General features: G+C 36.3%; 16 protein-coding genes. 4 read left to right on the plus strand and 12 right to left on the minus strand.

Going from position 1 to position 16,279, the window contains the following annotated elements; translation table 11 throughout:
* Window positions 1-3 precede the first annotated feature (3 nt).
* From infB to RBR53_00200, 10 genes are all read right to left on the minus strand, one after another.
* On the minus strand, window positions 4-2,778 hold the full coding sequence (infB, locus tag RBR53_00155; protein MDY0131060.1) for a translation initiation factor IF-2: 2,775 nt from the start codon (window positions 2,776-2,778) through the stop codon (window positions 4-6).
* A 319-nt stretch (window positions 2,779-3,097) separates the two neighbouring features.
* Window positions 3,098-4,606 carry a transcription termination factor NusA gene (gene nusA / locus RBR53_00160; GenBank protein MDY0131061.1) on the minus strand — a complete coding sequence of 503 codons (1,509 nt, stop codon included), beginning with the start codon at window positions 4,604-4,606 and terminating at the stop codon, window positions 3,098-3,100.
* 17 nt (window positions 4,607-4,623) lie between these two features.
* Complete coding sequence (gene rimP, locus RBR53_00165) at window positions 4,624-5,112, minus strand: ribosome maturation factor RimP (protein ID MDY0131062.1); 489 nt, start codon at window positions 5,110-5,112, stop codon at window positions 4,624-4,626.
* Window positions 5,113-5,244: 132 nt separating this feature from the next.
* A complete protein-coding gene (gene pheT, locus RBR53_00170; GenBank protein MDY0131063.1) occupies window positions 5,245-7,674 on the minus strand; it encodes a phenylalanine--tRNA ligase subunit beta in 2,430 nt (809 codons plus the stop codon).
* A 2-nt stretch (window positions 7,675-7,676) separates the two neighbouring features.
* Complete coding sequence (pheS, locus tag RBR53_00175) at window positions 7,677-8,687, minus strand: phenylalanine--tRNA ligase subunit alpha (GenBank protein MDY0131064.1); 1,011 nt, start codon at window positions 8,685-8,687, stop codon at window positions 7,677-7,679.
* A 54-nt stretch (window positions 8,688-8,741) separates the two neighbouring features.
* Window positions 8,742-9,092, minus strand: a complete 351-nt coding sequence (gene rplT / locus RBR53_00180; GenBank protein MDY0131065.1) for a 50S ribosomal protein L20 — start codon at window positions 9,090-9,092, stop codon at window positions 8,742-8,744.
* Between the two features lie 28 nt (window positions 9,093-9,120).
* Window positions 9,121-9,318, minus strand: a complete 198-nt coding sequence (gene rpmI, locus RBR53_00185; protein ID MDY0131066.1) for a 50S ribosomal protein L35 — start codon at window positions 9,316-9,318, stop codon at window positions 9,121-9,123.
* 194 nt (window positions 9,319-9,512) lie between these two features.
* Window positions 9,513-10,052 (minus strand): translation initiation factor IF-3, encoded by a 540-nt coding sequence (gene infC, locus RBR53_00190; GenBank protein MDY0131067.1) that lies wholly within the window; start codon window positions 10,050-10,052, stop codon window positions 9,513-9,515.
* Window positions 10,053-10,135: 83 nt separating this feature from the next.
* Entirely contained in the window at window positions 10,136-10,633 is a 498-nt protein-coding gene (locus RBR53_00195; protein MDY0131068.1) for a nucleoside deaminase, read from the minus strand.
* Between the two features lie 2 nt (window positions 10,634-10,635).
* A complete protein-coding gene (locus RBR53_00200) occupies window positions 10,636-11,190 on the minus strand; it encodes a type I restriction enzyme HsdR N-terminal domain-containing protein (GenBank protein ID MDY0131069.1) in 555 nt (184 codons plus the stop codon).
* 146 nt (window positions 11,191-11,336) lie between these two features.
* On the opposite strand from RBR53_00200, the gene RBR53_00205 reads away from it, so the two are divergent.
* From RBR53_00205 to RBR53_00215, 3 genes are read left to right on the plus strand one after another with little or no spacing between them, the layout of a single operon-like run.
* Window positions 11,337-12,389 carry a deoxyguanosinetriphosphate triphosphohydrolase gene (locus RBR53_00205; GenBank protein ID MDY0131070.1) on the plus strand — a complete coding sequence of 351 codons (1,053 nt, stop codon included), beginning with the start codon at window positions 11,337-11,339 and terminating at the stop codon, window positions 12,387-12,389.
* A gap of 9 nt (window positions 12,390-12,398) precedes the next feature.
* Window positions 12,399-13,001, plus strand: coding sequence for a hypothetical protein (locus RBR53_00210; protein ID MDY0131071.1), 603 nt, complete (start codon window positions 12,399-12,401; stop codon window positions 12,999-13,001).
* Window positions 13,002-13,003: 2 nt separating this feature from the next.
* A complete protein-coding gene (locus tag RBR53_00215; GenBank protein ID MDY0131072.1) occupies window positions 13,004-13,789 on the plus strand; it encodes a YkgJ family cysteine cluster protein in 786 nt (261 codons plus the stop codon).
* Between the two features lie 33 nt (window positions 13,790-13,822).
* Here the strand turns inward: RBR53_00215 and RBR53_00220 are convergent, their stop codons facing one another.
* Window positions 13,823-14,659, minus strand: a complete 837-nt coding sequence (locus RBR53_00220; GenBank protein MDY0131073.1) for an SDR family oxidoreductase — start codon at window positions 14,657-14,659, stop codon at window positions 13,823-13,825.
* The gene (locus RBR53_00225) at window positions 14,629-15,336 is read right to left on the minus strand and encodes a YkgJ family cysteine cluster protein (protein MDY0131074.1); all 708 of its coding nucleotides are present in this window, start codon (window positions 15,334-15,336) and stop codon (window positions 14,629-14,631) included. The genes RBR53_00220 and RBR53_00225 overlap by 31 nt, the downstream gene beginning before the upstream one ends.
* Before the next feature lie 479 nt (window positions 15,337-15,815).
* On the opposite strand from RBR53_00225, the gene aprB reads away from it, so the two are divergent.
* On the plus strand, window positions 15,816-16,259 hold the full coding sequence (aprB, locus tag RBR53_00230; GenBank protein MDY0131075.1) for an adenylyl-sulfate reductase subunit beta: 444 nt from the start codon (window positions 15,816-15,818) through the stop codon (window positions 16,257-16,259).
* The last annotated feature ends 20 nt before the right edge of the window (window positions 16,260-16,279 follow it).

Below are 16,279 nucleotides of genomic sequence, written 5' to 3' on the forward strand. Positions count from 1 at the left end.
CCTTTATCCCAACTTAGTAGGCTTTATTTCCTCGATCATATAACATTCTATAGTATCGCCTTCTTTTATGTCATTGAATCTATCTATCCCAATTCCACATTCATAACCTTCATTGACTTCTTTTGCGTCATCTTTATAACGTTTGAGTGAAGACATTTGGCCGTCAAAAATTATTATACCGTCTCTTAAAACTCTTGTGTTCTTGCCTCTTTTCATTTTTCCGTTTGTTACAAGGCATCCTGCAACTTTACCGATTTTGGGAACAGAAAAGACAGCTCTTACGTCTGCTGTGCCAAGAGTGACTTCTTTATATGTAGAATCCATCAGTCCTAACATGGCGTTTTCTATGTCCTTTATTGCATCATAGATAACATTGTAGAACTTCATGTCGATATTTTCTTCTTCAGCAAGTTCTCTTACTTTTGGAGCAGGGCGAACATTAAAGCCCAGGATAATTGCATCTGAAACAGTTGCAAGGCTTACGTCTGACTCACTTACCGTACCAGTTGCAGAGTGAACAACTTTAATTTTAACTTCATCAGTTGAAAGTTTTATAAGTGATTCTCTAAGAGCCTCAATTGAGCCCTGGACATCTGCTTTTATTATGAGATTAAGATCTTTTACTGCTCTATGTTCAATTTTTTCAAAAAGACCTTCAAGGCTCATTCTGGATGATTTGGCAAGCTCTTTGGCTCTTTGTTTTGCAGCCCTGTGCTCACCAACTTGTTTTGCGTCTTTTTCATCTTTGAGTGCAAGAAGTTCGTCTCCTGCTTCAGGAACTCCGCTGAGACCAAGAATTTCCACAGGAATACTTGGTCCTGCAGACTCAATTTTATCTCCTTGGTCATTGAACAAAGCTCTTATTTTTCCATAATGAGTTCCGCATACAACAGCATCGCCTTGCTTTAGAGTTCCCTCCTGCACAAGAACTGAAGCAGCAGGACCTCGCCCTGTATCAAGTCTTGCTTCAATTACATGTCCTTTTGCAAATTTGTCAGGGTCAGCCTTTAGATCTAAAATTTCAGCTTGAAGAAGAACCATTTCAAGAAGTTCTTCAATACCGATTTTTTGTTTAGCAGAAACATTTACAAAAATTGAATCTCCTCCCCAGTCTTCAGAAAGAATTCCATGTTCTGAAAGCTCTCTTTTAACAACATCTGGGTCTGCACTTGGTTTGTCTATTTTGTTTATTGCAACAACAATTGGGACATCAGCAGCTTTGGCATGGTTGATAGCCTCAATTGTTTGGGGCATCACTCCATCATCGGCTGCAACAACAAGGATTACTATATCTGTGACCTTTGCTCCTCTTGCTCTCATTGCTGTAAAGGCTTCATGACCAGGGGTGTCAAGGAAGGCAATTTCTCCATTATCAGTTGAAACAATATATGCACCTATGTGCTGAGTTATTCCACCTGCCTCGCCTTCTGCAACTCCTGTTTTTCTTATTACATCAAGAAGCGATGTTTTTCCGTGGTCAACGTGACCCATAACAGTTACAACTGGAGGGCGAGGGAGATTTTTATCTTTTTCCGAGGCATCATGATGGACATTTATAAGAGTTTCTTCCTCAAAAGATGCCTTTTCAACCTCAAATCCAAATTCTCCTGCAACCAACTCTGCTATTTCATAGTCAATTGTCTGGTTTACGGTAACCATTACATCAATGCTCATGAGCTTTGCAATCATCTCATTGGCTTTGATTCCCATTCGTTTAGCAAGTTCAGAAAGAACAATTGTTTCGTCAACTTTTACTCTTCTTTTAATTGCCTTTGGGACAGTGATCTGGGTTTTTTGGTGTACTGGTTTTTCTACTACTTGAACTCTCCGGCCTTTTTTGTTTTTCTTGTATTTTTTATTGAAAGCTGCTTCGTAGAGTTCATCACCTTCAACAACTTCTTTTTTCTTGGTTCTTCTTCTTTTTTTCTTGGGCTTTTTTGCTTCTTCACTGTTGTTTCTGCCTTTATTAAGCTTATCAGATCTTTCTTTTTCGTCGTCATCTCCAGAAATTATTTTAGGATCCAGTGCTTTAAATGCTTCTTCTGTATCCAGCACTATTTCAGTTTTTTTAGGCCTTTCTGATTTTTTTGAAGAAGATTTTTGTTTCTCAATCTGACTTTTACTTTTGTCTTCCTGATCTTTAACCTCTTGTGAAGGTTTTTCCAGAATAGGTTCGGGAACTTTCTCCGGTTCTTTTTTTACCGGTGGAGGGTCAGGTCTAAAAATAATTTTTGCCCCACCTTTATTTTTTTTCTTTTTACGTTGTGTTTTTGTGCCAGCTTGAGGTTCTTTTTTCTCTGGAGAAGGCACGTCTTTTTCTTTTGGTTTTTCAGCAGCTGATTTTTCAGGCATGGCTTTCTTTTCTATTTTATCATCGTCTTTTGCAACTGAATCATCCTCTGAAACGGGTTTTTCAGCGGGTTCTGTTTTTTCTTTGCTCAACTCAGCTGCATCGGAGTCAGGTACTTCTTTTTTTACTAATTCATCTGACTTATCAGCATTTTCTGCTTTTGCTTCATTTGAATCGTCCTGAATACTGTCAGCTTGGGTTGTTGTTTTATTTGCTCTTCGTCTTCTTATAACAGTGGGCTTAACTCGTTTTTCTTCAGATTCATTGGGCTTTCCGAGGATTCTGATTTTTATTTTTTCAATAGATTCGGAATCAAGGGAACTCATGTGGCTTTTGATTTCTATGTCACCCATCTTTCGTATTTTGTCAACAAGGGCCTTATTGGTCATATTCAATTCTTTTGCAAGTTCATATACTCTGATTCTCATCCATTCCCCCTTTTTACGCCCTGTATATCTGTTTCTCTAGAAAAACTAATAAAATATTTCTTAAAAAATATAAACAACTAAATATTAAAAAAATATTTGTACGGGCACTTATAAAACTAATCTTTTAAGCGGCTGCTGAACTTAAATTTTTTTAAATTTTAAACCAGATCAGAGTTTCAATCTTTTTGAAGATTTAATTTGTGTTTAAAATTAACTAAAAAAATTTAGTTTACGAACAACTACTATTATCATTATATGTTTAAAACTTAAGTTCTTAATTTCTAATTAAATTCTTAATATCAAAACCGTATTAATAAAACTAACTTTCTTCTATATCTTTTTCCGGTTTGTTTTCTTCCAGATCAATTTCTGCATCATCAATTTCTGCATCATCAATTTCTGCATCATCAGTTTTTACGTCATCAGTTTCTACGTCATCAGTTTCTACGTCGTCATTTTCTACGTCGTCATTTTCTACGTCGTCATTTTCTACGTCGTTAGTTTCTACGTCATCAGTTTCTACGTCATCAGTTTCTACGTCATCAGTTTCTGCATCATCAGTTTCGTCAACAAAATCTTCTGAAGTTGAGTCAGAATGCATTTTTGAGGCTGAATTTATTATTTTTTGAGCTTCTGTTTCATCTATTCCTTCAATCTGGGATAGTTCTGCAGCACTTATATCCTTAATTTCCTCTGGAGAACTATATCCTCCTGAATAAAGCTTTTCTGCAAGTTCAAGTCCTATCCCAGGAACTGCCATAAGAGAGTCGTAGCCTTGTTTCATTGCAAGAGAATAAGCAGCTTCACTTTTCACATCAAGGTGCCAGCCCGTGAGCCTTGCAGCCAACCTTACGTTTTGACCGCTTTTTCCAATAGCTATGGAAAGAAATTCGTCGGGAACTATAACTTCCATTGATTTATTGTCTTCGTCTATAATAACTCTTGCTATTTCTGCAGGTGCAAGAGCGTTGCAGACAAACCTTGCTGCATCAGGGCTCCATAGAACTATATCTATTTTTTCTCCACGAAGCTCCTGGACAACTGTCTGAACTCTGCTGCCTTTGACACCAACGCATGAACCTACTGGATCAACATTGGATTCTGAGGATAGCACTGCTATTTTGGCCCTTACTCCGGGCTCTCTTGCTGCACAATCAATTTTTACAACTCCCTCGCTGATTTCAGGAACCTCGGTTTTGAAAAGGTTTATAAGGAAATCCGGATGGGTTCTTGTAAGAATAATCTGGGGACCTCTGCTTTCATGAAGAACCTTCATTATATTGGCTCTTATCCTGTCGCCCCTTCTATATGTTTCGTTTTTTATCTGCTCCCTTGCAGGAAGAACAGCTTCTGCCTGGCCAAGGTTGACAATTATATCATCTCTGTCAAATCTTTGAACAATCCCGTTTATTATTTCGCCTTCCCGATCTATGAAGCTGTCATAAACTGCATTTCTTTCAGCGTCTCTAAGCTTTTGGATTATCACTTGTTTTGCAGACTGGGCAGCTATCCTGCCAAAGCTTGTTGTATCAAGTTTTATTCCAAGACTATCACCTATTTCACATTCAGGATCGAGTTTACGGCCTTCTTTAAGTGATATCTCAAGTTCGGGATTTTCAATTTCACCGGCAACAATATCTTTAAATTGAAAAACTTCTGTGTCCCCTGTTCTTTCATTATAAGCAACTTCTATATCAACATCAGGACCCAGTGTTTTTTTTGCGGCTGAAATAAGCGCCTCTTCAAGCGCATTGATAAGAACTCCCTGGGGAATATTCTTGTCTCTTCCAATTTGTTCAATTACTCTTTTTATATCACTGAAGACCATTCGTATATTCTCCAAAATTATATTTCAGGGTTAAGCCTGGCTGATTTGATTTTGTCAAAGGGGATTGAGACTTCTTCATTTTCAAGCTCAATTTTTGTAAAGTTTTCATCAGAATCTTTAAGGATACCTTTAAAGTTTTTTCTGTTAGAATCAGAGCTTAGAGGCTCGAAAAGTTTGATGTTTACTTTTTTACCCTTGAATCTTAAAAAGTCCTCTGGTTTTACAAGAGGTCTGTCCAGGCCAGGTGATGAAACCTCAAGGCTATATTTACCAGGAATGTCAAGTTTTACGTCAAACAAATTACTTAGCTCACGGCTTATTTTTGCACAATCATCAATTGTAACGCCGCCATCTTTATCTATGTACAGCCTTAAAATTTTCATTCCGGAAATTACGGCAAATTCTGAATGAACAAATTCTATTCCTTCTGATTCGCAAACAGGAATGGCCAGCTCAGAAATTGTTTTTATGAGGTTTGGTCTTTCTTTTGATGAGGTTATGCCCATCTTTAACTCCAATAACTTGTTGTTCCATAAAAAAATAAAACGGGTTTAAGACCCGTTTTATGAAGGAGGCATCATTAAAACTACTACAATTAAACTGTCCTTATATTCTTTTTCACCTATAAAGTCAAGAGATTAATCCTGTCCGGGAAATCTGATTTCAAAATTATTCAAAAGAGCTGAAGTAACTTTGTCATGTACTTTATTAACCCGCTTATCTTTTAGGGTTTCTTTCAATGATCTATAGGTAATTCTAAAGGACAGGCTTTTTTCATTTTCATTTACAGCTTTGCCCTGATAAACGTCAAAAAGAGTTATGTTTTCAATTATTTCTTCATTGAGTTCTTTTATAAGATTTATTATATTTCCTGCTTCAGTTGCCTTTGGAATTATAATTGTAATATCTCTTGTCATAGCAGGAAATTTTGGAACTTCTCTGAAAAGGGCTGAATCTTTTTTATTTTTCAATACAGAATCAAGGGTAGTGTAAAAAATAAAAGTTTTTTGGTCTATGCCAAAGTTTTTAAGAGTCTTTGGTGAAACTTCAAAAATTCTTCCTGAGATTTTTTCGTTTATAACTATATCTGCACAGCCCCCTTTTTTAGCGTAAGGAGGTAGAGATTTTGATTTCTGAAAGTCTGGTTCAATTTTAAATTCTCCATAAAAGGCTTCAGCAACTCCTTTTATGTCAAAAAAATCAGCTTCAGGGCTTTTATCATCCCAAAGAAAGTTTCTCCTGTTTCCTGTGATTGCAGCTATTATATATTCTTTTTGAACTGATTGATTTATCTGCTCAAGATCAGGGAAGAAAGTATTTCCGGTTTCAAAAATTTTAAGATTTAATATCTGCCTTGACAGGTTGGAAGATATAGTTTCAAGAATTCCTGGAACAAGATCTGTTCTCATCAAAGACTGATCTTCTGAAAGCGGGTTTAAAATTTTTACAGGATCTTTATAAAATTCACCTGTGAGCCCTGATTTTTCAAGAAGATTATTCCCTATGAAACTGTAGTTTATTATTTCATTAAACCCCAACCCCTTCATTATTTCCTTGATTTCCAGCCTGGGCCCATAATCACTTTTGTCCTCTTTTTCAAAGAAAGGATTCTTTGGAAAGGTTGTGGGGATGTTATTATATCCATATCTTCTTGCAACTTCTTCACTTAAATCTTCAGGTCTTTCAATATCAACTCTGTAAGAAGGGATATTTACAATGAAAATTTCTGGGTTCTCAGTTTTTTCAAGTGTAAATCCCACAGATTCAAGATGGGAAGCTGATTCTTCAGGCGAAAGTTTTATACCAAGTCTTTGGTTGCAGTTTGGTGTTGAGAACTTAATCTGCTTTTTATCAAAAGGTTTTATCTGGGTATCAATATAACCATTAATTGTTTTTCCATTTCCAAGCTCTTCTATAAGCTCGGCAGCTCTGTTTAAAGCTTTTTCAACCTGGTCTGGGTCAACACCTCTTTCAAATCTATGGCTGGAGTCAGTTGATAGCCCAAGTTTTTTTGCTGATTTTCTTACTGAAGGGGGAAAAAAATATGCACTTTCAAGTAAAATCCTGGAAGTTTTTTCTGATACTTCTGAATTTTCTCCTCCCATAATTCCTGCTGCGGCAATTTTTTTGTCATTGTCGCAAATCATTAGGATTTCTGAGTCAAGGGTTCTTTCTTTTCCATCTAGTGTTGTAAATTTTTCATTTTCATTTCCACGCTGAACTATGATTTTAGAACCTTTAATTTCATCATAATCAAAAGCATGGAGCGGTTGTCCTGTTTCAAGCATAATATAATTTGTAATATCAACAATATTATTTATTGGCCTTATTCCTGAATATAAAAGAATGGTTTGAAGCCAGAAAGGGGAGGGGGATATTTTGACATCTTCAATATATCTTGCACAGTATTTTGGGCAAAGTTCATGATCTTTTACCTCCACTAAGACTTTTTCTAAAATCTCGCCTTTGTTTCTTTCATCTTTATATTTGTTTGCCAAAGGAATTGAAAGTTTTGTTCCTTCTATTGCCGCAACTTCCCTTGCTATACCAATGAGGCTTAAGCAATCTGCCCTGTTTGGAGTAAGATCAACTTCAAAAACAGCTCCGTCAAGTTCCATTGCTTCAATGAATGAGGTTCCAGGGATTAAGTCTGATGGAAGGTCCATTATCCCTGAACTGTCTTCTGTTAATTCAAGTTCTTTTGCACTGCAAAGCATTCCCATTGAGACTTCGCCCCTGATCTTGCTTTTTTTGAGCTTAATTCCTCCGGGAAGCTCTGTGCCGGGAAGGGCAACAGGACCAATCATGTTTTCATAGATATTTGGAGCCCCGCAGACAATTTGGAGGTTTTCATCTCCTCCTGTATTTACCATACAGACTCTTAGTTTGTCAGCATTAGGGTGAGCAATTATTTTTTCAATTTTTCCTATAATTATATCTTTAAGATAGCCATAGGGATAATCTATTGATTCAACTTCAAGACCTGTCATTGTAAGAGCTTCTGCAAGTTCTTCAGGTGAAGATTTGAAGTTTGTAAATTTTTTGAGCCATTTTAAACTTATTTTCATTTCTAGAACTGCTCCAGAAAACGGTAGTCATTTTCATAAAATTTTCTTAAATCATTAATTCCGTATTTCAGCATGGCAAGTCTTTCAACTCCCATTCCGAATGCAAACCCGGAATATGCCTCAGTGTCATATCCAACGTTTTCAAATACTGCGGGATGAACCATTCCTGAACCTAAAACTTCAAGCCAGCCTGTGTTTGAGCATACTCTGCATCCCTTGCCTCTGCACATTACACATTTGATATCAACTTCTGCACTGGGTTCAGTGAAAGGGAAAAAGCTGGGCCTGAAACGAAGGGAAGTTTCCTTGTCAAAAAGATTGTGGATAAAAGATTCTAAAATACCTTTTAAGTCTCCGAAGCTGATATTTTTATCAACGAGAAGCCCTTCAATCTGATGAAACATTGGAGTGTGAGTCAGATCCGAATCGCATCTATAAACCTTTCCAGGAGCAATTATGCTTATGGGAGGTTCGTTTTTTTCCATATATCGTACTTGAATTGGAGAGGTATGGGTTCTGAGCACCACATTGTTGGAAATATAGAAGGTGTCCTGCATATCCCTTGCCGGATGATGCTTTGGTAAATTTAGAGCTTCAAAATTATACCAGTCTGCTTCAATTTCCGGACCTTCGGCAATTTGAAAACCTAGTTTGAAAAAAATCGAACAGATTTCCTTTTGAATTTTTGTTATGGGATGAAGGGTTCCGGTTTTTGGTTTTCTTCCCGGAAGAGTCACGTCTATATCAGCTGATTGTTCTGATAATTTTTCTTCAATCATTTCCAGTTTGGAGTTGATTTCTTTTTCAAGTTTGTTTTTTAGAAGGTTTGTTTTTTTTCCGGCTACAGGTCTTTCCTCTGGGGAAAGTGAGGAAATGTTTCTTAAAAACAGAGTTACCTTGCCTTTTCGGCCTAAATACTCAGTTTTTATGCCCTGAAGCTGTTCTTCAGTTTCAGCTTTTTTAATGGCTTTTAATGCCTGTTCTTCAATTTCGTCAATACTTTCAGGTGCCAATTTATCGCCTCGATTGTTAAAAAAAAATCCCGGCATGATGCCGGGATAATCATCCTATAGACTTGCTGAAGCCTTCTCGGCAACAGCAGTGAAAGCCTTTGGGTCCGAAATAGCAAGATCAGCCAGTATTTTTCTGTCTAGTTCTATATCAGACTTTTTTAATCCGCAGATAAGCTTACTGTAGTTAAGACCGTTAAGTCTTGCAGCTGCATTAATTCTAACATTCCACAGTCGCCTGAAAGTTCTTTTTTTCTGGCGTCTGTCTCTGTAAGCATAGGTCAGAGCTTTGTCTACAGCATTTTTGGCAGTACGAAACAGATTACCCCTGCCACCTCTGAAGCCTTTTGCAAGCTTAAGAACCTTATTTCTTCTTCTTCTTGCCTTAAAACCTCTTTTAATCCTCATTTTAAAATCTCCTTTTACCCAGCTGACATTAACTATAAGGAAGAAGTTGTCTTAACTGTTTTTCGTTTGTTTTGTCCGCAATTTTACCCGCACGAAGTTGTCTTTTACGCTTTGTAGATTTTTTGGTAAGTATATGGCTTTTGTTAGCTCTACGCATCTTGAACTTACCACTGGCTGTAACCTTAAAGCGTTTTGCTGCGCCGCGGTTTGTTTTCATTTTAGGCATTTGAGTATCTCCTTGCACTAAACCTGCTTAAAATCATAAGTTAAAAAATAAAATAATAATATTTGAATAAAAGCAAATAAAAATATTAGATTTTTATGGATCATATATATTTAATAAATATCAAAAACAAATAAATATAGCAGAAATTGAGAAAAGACAATTTCCAGCTAATTTTAAATTTAGTTATAAAATAACTATTCTTTTTTTGGAGCCAAAATCATTATCATGGTTCTGCCTTCAAATTTAGGCATGGTTTCGACTGTTGCAATATCGTCTATTTCCTCAGCTATTCTTGTAAGAATATCTTTTCCCATTCCAGGTAATGTTATTTCACGACCTCTAAACCTCACAGTAACTTTTACTTTGTTGCTTTTGGATAAAAAGTTTCTTATCTGTCTTAGTTTTGTATTAAGATCATGATCTTCAGTCTTTGGCCTTACTTTGATTTCTTTTACCTGAACAACAGTTTGTTTTTTCTTGGCTTCCTGCTTTTTTTTGGTCAACTGATATTTAAATCTTCCAAAATCCATAATCCTGCAGACCGGAGGACTGGCTCCAGGGGAAACTTCAACAAGATCTAATCCCGCCTCTTCGGCAACATTAATCGCATCTTTAATGCTAAGCACACCAAGCTGATTTCCTTCGGAGTCTATAACCCTGACTTCCTTTTCGCTAATCTGATGATTGACCCTTGTTTGTTCAGTCTTTTTAACAGCTATCTCTATTCTCCTTATTTTATATTATCTGAATAAATACCAAATAGACGGTATTTTTAGCTCATAATCTTGGTAATTTCAAGTGTTTTTTTATAATGCATTTACAAAGAAAGAGTATACCTTGAAAGAGGACTGTCTTTCCAGTACTTGTTTTTGGGCGACTCAAAGAATTTTTTAAAAAGTGAAAGGCTTTCTTTTCTTAAAACTCTTGGGGTGACTTCTGGGAATCTTTCCTGGTAAAAAACAGGAAATTGAGTTTTGTTTATTCCACATCCGCCGCCCATTACATCTTCGTAAGCATATACAATTCTTTTAAATCCTGAAAGGGTGATTGCTGAAAAACACATGAGGCAGGGTTCCATTGTGGAATAAATTGTCATTTTGTTTTTCTGAACCAAGGGAAAGTTTTTTTCAAGTTCCCTTATTGCATTTATTTCAGCGTGATCAATTTCTGATGGAACTTTGGAAATAGTTTTTTTTCTGCTGCCCTTTGCAATAACCTTATTGTCATTTACTATAACACATCCAACTGGAAATTCATTAAGTTTAAATGCTTCTGAAGCTTCTATAAGGGCTTTTTTCATAAAAAATTCATCCATTTTTAATCCTTAAAACTTTTTGAGCAGATTGAATTGTCACAAGGACATCTTCCGTCAACATCAAATGCAAAAAGGATTTTTTCTGCCTTTTGCCTGATGTCATCGGTAATTTTTCTTTTTACTATAATTTTAGCCAACTCCTGTTTTGATAAAATCCCATCTAGCCCTGTTGATATGGTTTTGCCTGAGGCAGTATCAATGGTTTCTGCGTCTTCGCCATTTGTGGCAACAGACACTGGAATTTCATATTCTCCCATAAGCCTTGCAGATGAAATTGCACTCATATGTCTGGAAACAATTGAGCCTGGACCGTATTTTACGATCATCATGGGTATATCATCTATATATACAGTGTAGTCAATGGAGATTTTGAATCTGTTTTTTCCTTTTTCAAGAAAAATAAAATTATTTTTAATGATATTGTTTTTATTGTACCCTTTTTTATACACTAACAATCTGGCGATTTTTTGTCTGTACCTTTCGTCATGGTTGTCTTCAATTGTTTCTCCGGTTATAAAATCCTTAAGCTCGCCAAGTATTAGGTGGTGGCTATTCATTTTTTATTTTGCCTTTACATTCTTTTTTTCATGTGAAAAGATGAATTTTTATTTATATATTTTATCAATTGTTAGGAATTTTCCCCTTTTTTGATATAATTGTGTTTTTGAGTGTAATCTGTCAACAACTTTTTATGGTAATAGCTATGACCCCCAGGGAAATTAATGAAGAAAAAGAAGAAAAAAATCTTGCAGATTATGCGTGCAAAAATTTTCAGTCTCGTGGAAGGGTTGTTCAGGAAGAACCTTGTCCTATTAGAACACAATTTCAGCAGGACAGAGACAGGATAGTTTTTTCAAATTCATTTCGCCGTCTTAAGCATAAAACCCAGGTTTTTTTATCTCCTTTGGGAGACCATTATAGAACAAGACTTACCCATACGCTTGAAGTTTCTGAGGTTGCAAGGACAATCGCAAGAGCTCTCAGTCTTAATGAAGATCTTACAGAGGCAATTGCACTTGGCCATGATCTTGGGCACACTCCGTTTGGTCACGGTGGTGAAACTGTTTTAAAGGAAATTTATTCCAAATATTTTTCCCATTCCGCCCAGAGCTTAAGAGTTGTTTCTAAGCTTGAAAGAGGAGGGGAAGGACTTAATCTTTCTTATGAAGTAAAGGATGGTATCTTAAAACATTCCAAGGGTTTTGGTGATATTATTCCAAGGGATCCTGGAGAAGCTGCAAGAACTGTTGAAGGAAGGCTGGTGAGGATTGCAGATATAATAGCCTATCTCAATCATGATCTTGATGATTCTATAAGAAGCGGGGTTATAACAAGGGGAGATGTTCCAAAGGAGTTTGTCAGGGTGCTTGGTAAGAATCATTCGGAAAGAGCCAAGACAATGATCAAGGATGTTATTTTTTCCAGTTATGACTCAAAAGATGGTTTCTGCCTTAGAATAGGAGATGAGGTATATAACACAATGGTTGATCTAAGAGCTTTTCTTTATGAAAATGTTTACAGGTCACCCCAGGTTCACAAGGAGTTTGTAAAAGCTAAAAAGATTTTATCCGAGCTTTATAGTTATTTTAATGCCCATGAAGACAAGCTCCAAGAGGAACTTGTAAAGCTTGAACTCCCTCCATATAAAGGGGAACAAAAAATAGAAAGAGTTGTGTGTGATCTTGTAGCTTCAATGACAGATAGGTATGCCATTAATCTCTACAATAAAATTTTTATGCCTTCACCCCTTGTTTAAGGAGGAGCTTTGAGCTTTTTAGATATTTATATTTCAGATGAAGATAAAAAAGTCTTTTTTGAAAGGCTTGAGCAGATTTATCAGGAGATGCAGAAAAGATATACAATTGTAGCTGATGCTCTTGATTTTAGTTGTAGAGGTTGTTCGGATAATTGTTGTTATACCCATTTTAAACATTATACTTTAATAGAATACTTATATTTGGTTGAGGGGATGAATTCCCTTGATAAGACTTTGCGTTCTGAGGTTGTTGAAACGGCCGGTGAAGTTGTTGTAAAAACTTCTGCAGCAGAGGCGAAAGGTGAAAAAATAAGAATTTTATGTCCTCTCAATAAAGACGGACTTTGTATTTTTTATAAGCATAGGCTGATGATTTGCAGGCTCCACGGAACTGCTCATTATTTTGACACCCCAAAGGGTAGAATTGAAGGGCCTGGATGTTTTAGGTTTGAAGAGCTTTCAAAAGGAAAGAGAAAAATACCTATGATTGACAGGACAGACATATACAAAGACCTTGCTTTCCTTGAAAGGGACTTAAGAAAAAAAACAGGGTATCAGCTTAAGTTCAAACATTCCATTGCAGAAATGATATCAGGAACTTTTGGGAATTAGAAATGAAAATTTTTGAAAAATCCGATCAATTGTCAAGTCGAGGCGTGGTGCTTGAAAAAGGCGATGTTTTTGTTTTTGATTGTAACCCCAATGTTTCTTGCTTTAATAAATGCTGCAGAAATCTTAATCTTTTTTTATACCCCCACGACATAATTATGCTAAGGAAAAAGCTTGGGATAAGTTCCGGGGAATTTATTGAAAATTATACCGACGTTATTCTTCCTCAAGATCGATGTTTTCCTGAGCTACTCCTCAAGATGTCAGATAATAAGGAACAAACCTGCCCTTTTCTTTCTGAAAAGGGTTGTTCAGTTTATACTCACAGGCCAGATTCATGCAGAAATTTTCCCATGGAACATGGTGTCCAATATAACGATAAAGGTGAGGTTGAAAATCAGGTTCATCTTTTCAGGCCTCCGGATTTTTGTCAGGGACATCTTGAGCAAAAAGAACATAATCTTTTGTCCTGGGCCAAAGATCAGGATGCTGAGCTTACTAATGAAATGACTCTTTTGTGGAGTGAAACTGCTAAATATTTTTATTCCAATCTATGGGGAAGCCAGGGCCCGTATGGTAAAAAAGCTAAAATGGTTTTTATGGCCGCTTATAATATAGATAGTTTCCGGGAGTTTGTTTTTGATAGCAGTTTTTTAAAACGTTATAAGGTTAAAAAAAACATTCAGATGAGAATAAGGGTTGATGATGAGGCCATGCTTAAGTTTGCCTTTCAATGGATAGGTCTTTTTGCTCTTGGGCTTAAAACAGATTTGATTAAATTGAAAAAATAAAAATCAAAACTTTAAAAAAACATCTCTGTTTTTTTATTCAACTCCCTCGGGCATTGGAGGTACTTTTTCAGCTCCAAGAACATAGCCGCCGTCAAGCCTTAATGTTGCTCCTGTCATAAAAGGGGCTTGATGAATTATAAAATTAACAGCTTTTGTTATATCTGATATTTTCCCTGTTCTTTTTGAAAGAGTGTGGTTTATTATTGATTCTTTTTCTTTTTCAGATAAAAGTCCCCATCCCCTTGTTTTTGGGCCGTGCCTTGTTTCCATGAATCCAAACATGATTTCATTTACTCTTGTCTTGGGAGCAAGAAGTTTTGCCCATGTTTCAGTAAAAACAGAAACGGCTCTGCTGGCAGCACAATACCCGTCATTGAAAATAAGCCCGGCAGGTCCGGTTCTTCCTGTGATGGCTGCTATGGATGAAAAGTTTATTATACATCCATTTTCAATTTCTTTTATATAAGGATACAAAGATTCAAAAACAAAGTGTTTGGCCCTTAAGGTAGTTTCCTGTTCCAGGTCCCATTGAAAGGGATTGTATTTGCCGTGGACAATCGGCATTCCTCCCCTTTCAATATTGTTTATAAATATATCTATTTTTTTATGAAACTTAATTACATCCTCAATCAGGGGAGGTATTTCTTTTGTATCCCTCAGGTTTATACTATGCAGAGAATATCTGTCTCCTGTATTTCTCAAGTCTTTTTTGAGGGTGTCAAGCTCTTCAAGCCAATCAAAATATGTTACAGCAACGGAGCATCCCTGATTCAACAAATCAAGGGCTATTGCTTTTCCGATTCCTTTGATTCCTCCGAGAATGAGGGCTGATTTTCCGCTTAGTTTTTTATTAATTGTTCTCTTGTCCATTTTATACCTGTTTTAAAAAGCTTAAGAGGATTATTTTCAAGTTCATCTGCGTTTACCGGCTCAGAGTAGCTAATTTTACCGGTTTTTAAATCTTCAAGGAAAAGATCGGAATTGTAGCAGCCTTTTATAAAGATTTCTCTTTGATTTTTGTCGAGTTTAAGGTCTTTGGGCATATAATCAAGAACAAAATCCATAAAAAAATCATTTGCTTCAATGTAGTCGTTGGTGTTTTGATCTTTTAGCCATTCAGAAATTGACATGGTTTTGCCTTTGCCAAAACCTGTGCATTGATCTTCATTTATTATGGCAAAGTGCTCCTTTATTTTCCCGGTTTTTTTGTCTTTGCTTATACCTCTTGCCACTGGATAAAGTCTGCATGAAATTGGTCGTGCATCATATACAGTACAGGAGTCTTCAAGGAAAATACAGGCATTGTTTTTGTCTGGCTGCTCAAAAAGAGAAACAACCGGTATATGGGTTTGTTTTCCTGTGTAGGTAAAAGTGTATCGTTTTAAAAAAGAGTCTGTAGATATTTTTTTAAACCTTGAGAGCATGAGGATATCATAGCCGGTCAGGCTTTGATTTATTTCGCAGCAGCAAAGATTTCCGCAATTGGAGTCAGGAGCACATCCAAAAAAAATATCATCTGTTTTGCTTATTGGGTCTATTGAGGGCATAGTTGAACCTTATTGTTAGTTGATAATTAAGATAGTTTTAGTCCAGTAAGTTTAAATCTTGACCACTATAATTTAGGCAAGATTTAAAATTATTTGTGTTTTTTATAATAAAAAGATAAATACTTCAAATGAATTAAATTTATTAATTTCTGGCTTTTATCCTGATTTTTTTTGTTTCAACTTAAAAAACAGTGTTTAGTAAAGTTCTATAAGCCGTTGGCCCAATTTGCATCTAATTAGTTTTAGATTTTGAGAATTGACGTTTTAAAAAGTCTTGACAACTTTTATGGCCGGTGCTAACTTCGCAAATTATCTCTAGAAAGGTATCCGGCAAGCATTAGAATCTCGTTTTTATCTGTCTAGTTGTAAATCTTGCCTTGTTATTTGTGAGATGAATATTATTAAATTTGCAATGCATTAAGCATTGTTGATATAAGGTGAATGTTAGTATTAAACGTTAATGAATGGAGGTATTGTAAATGCCAAGTTTTGTAATTGCAGAAAAATGCGATGGGTGCAAAGGCGGCGAGAAGACAGCTTGTATGTATATCTGCCCCAATGACCTGATGGTTCTTGACCCTAATGAAATGAAAGCTTACAACCAGGAGCCTGATGCATGCTGGGAATGTTTCTCATGCATCAAAATCTGCCCAACCCAGGCTATTGGTGTTCGCGGTTATTCTGACTTTGTTCCAATGGGTTCAGACCTTGTTCCAATGATGGGTACAGAAGACATCATGTGGACATGTAAATTCCGTAACGGTAACATTAAGCGTTTTAAGTTTCCTATCAGAACTACTCCTGAAGGAAGTGCTAATGCTTACGAAGATCTTAAGGGCGACGATCTTGAATCAGAGCTACTTTCTACTCAGGCAGGCTGGACTTTGCCTGTTCCAATTGACACGCCAGAATGGCAGAAGTAGTTTCTTTGGTTTGTTTGTTT

It is taken from the genome of Desulforegulaceae bacterium (genome assembly GCA_034006035.1).
GTDB lineage: Bacteria > Desulfobacterota > Desulfobacteria > Desulfobacterales > JACKCP01 > JACKCP01.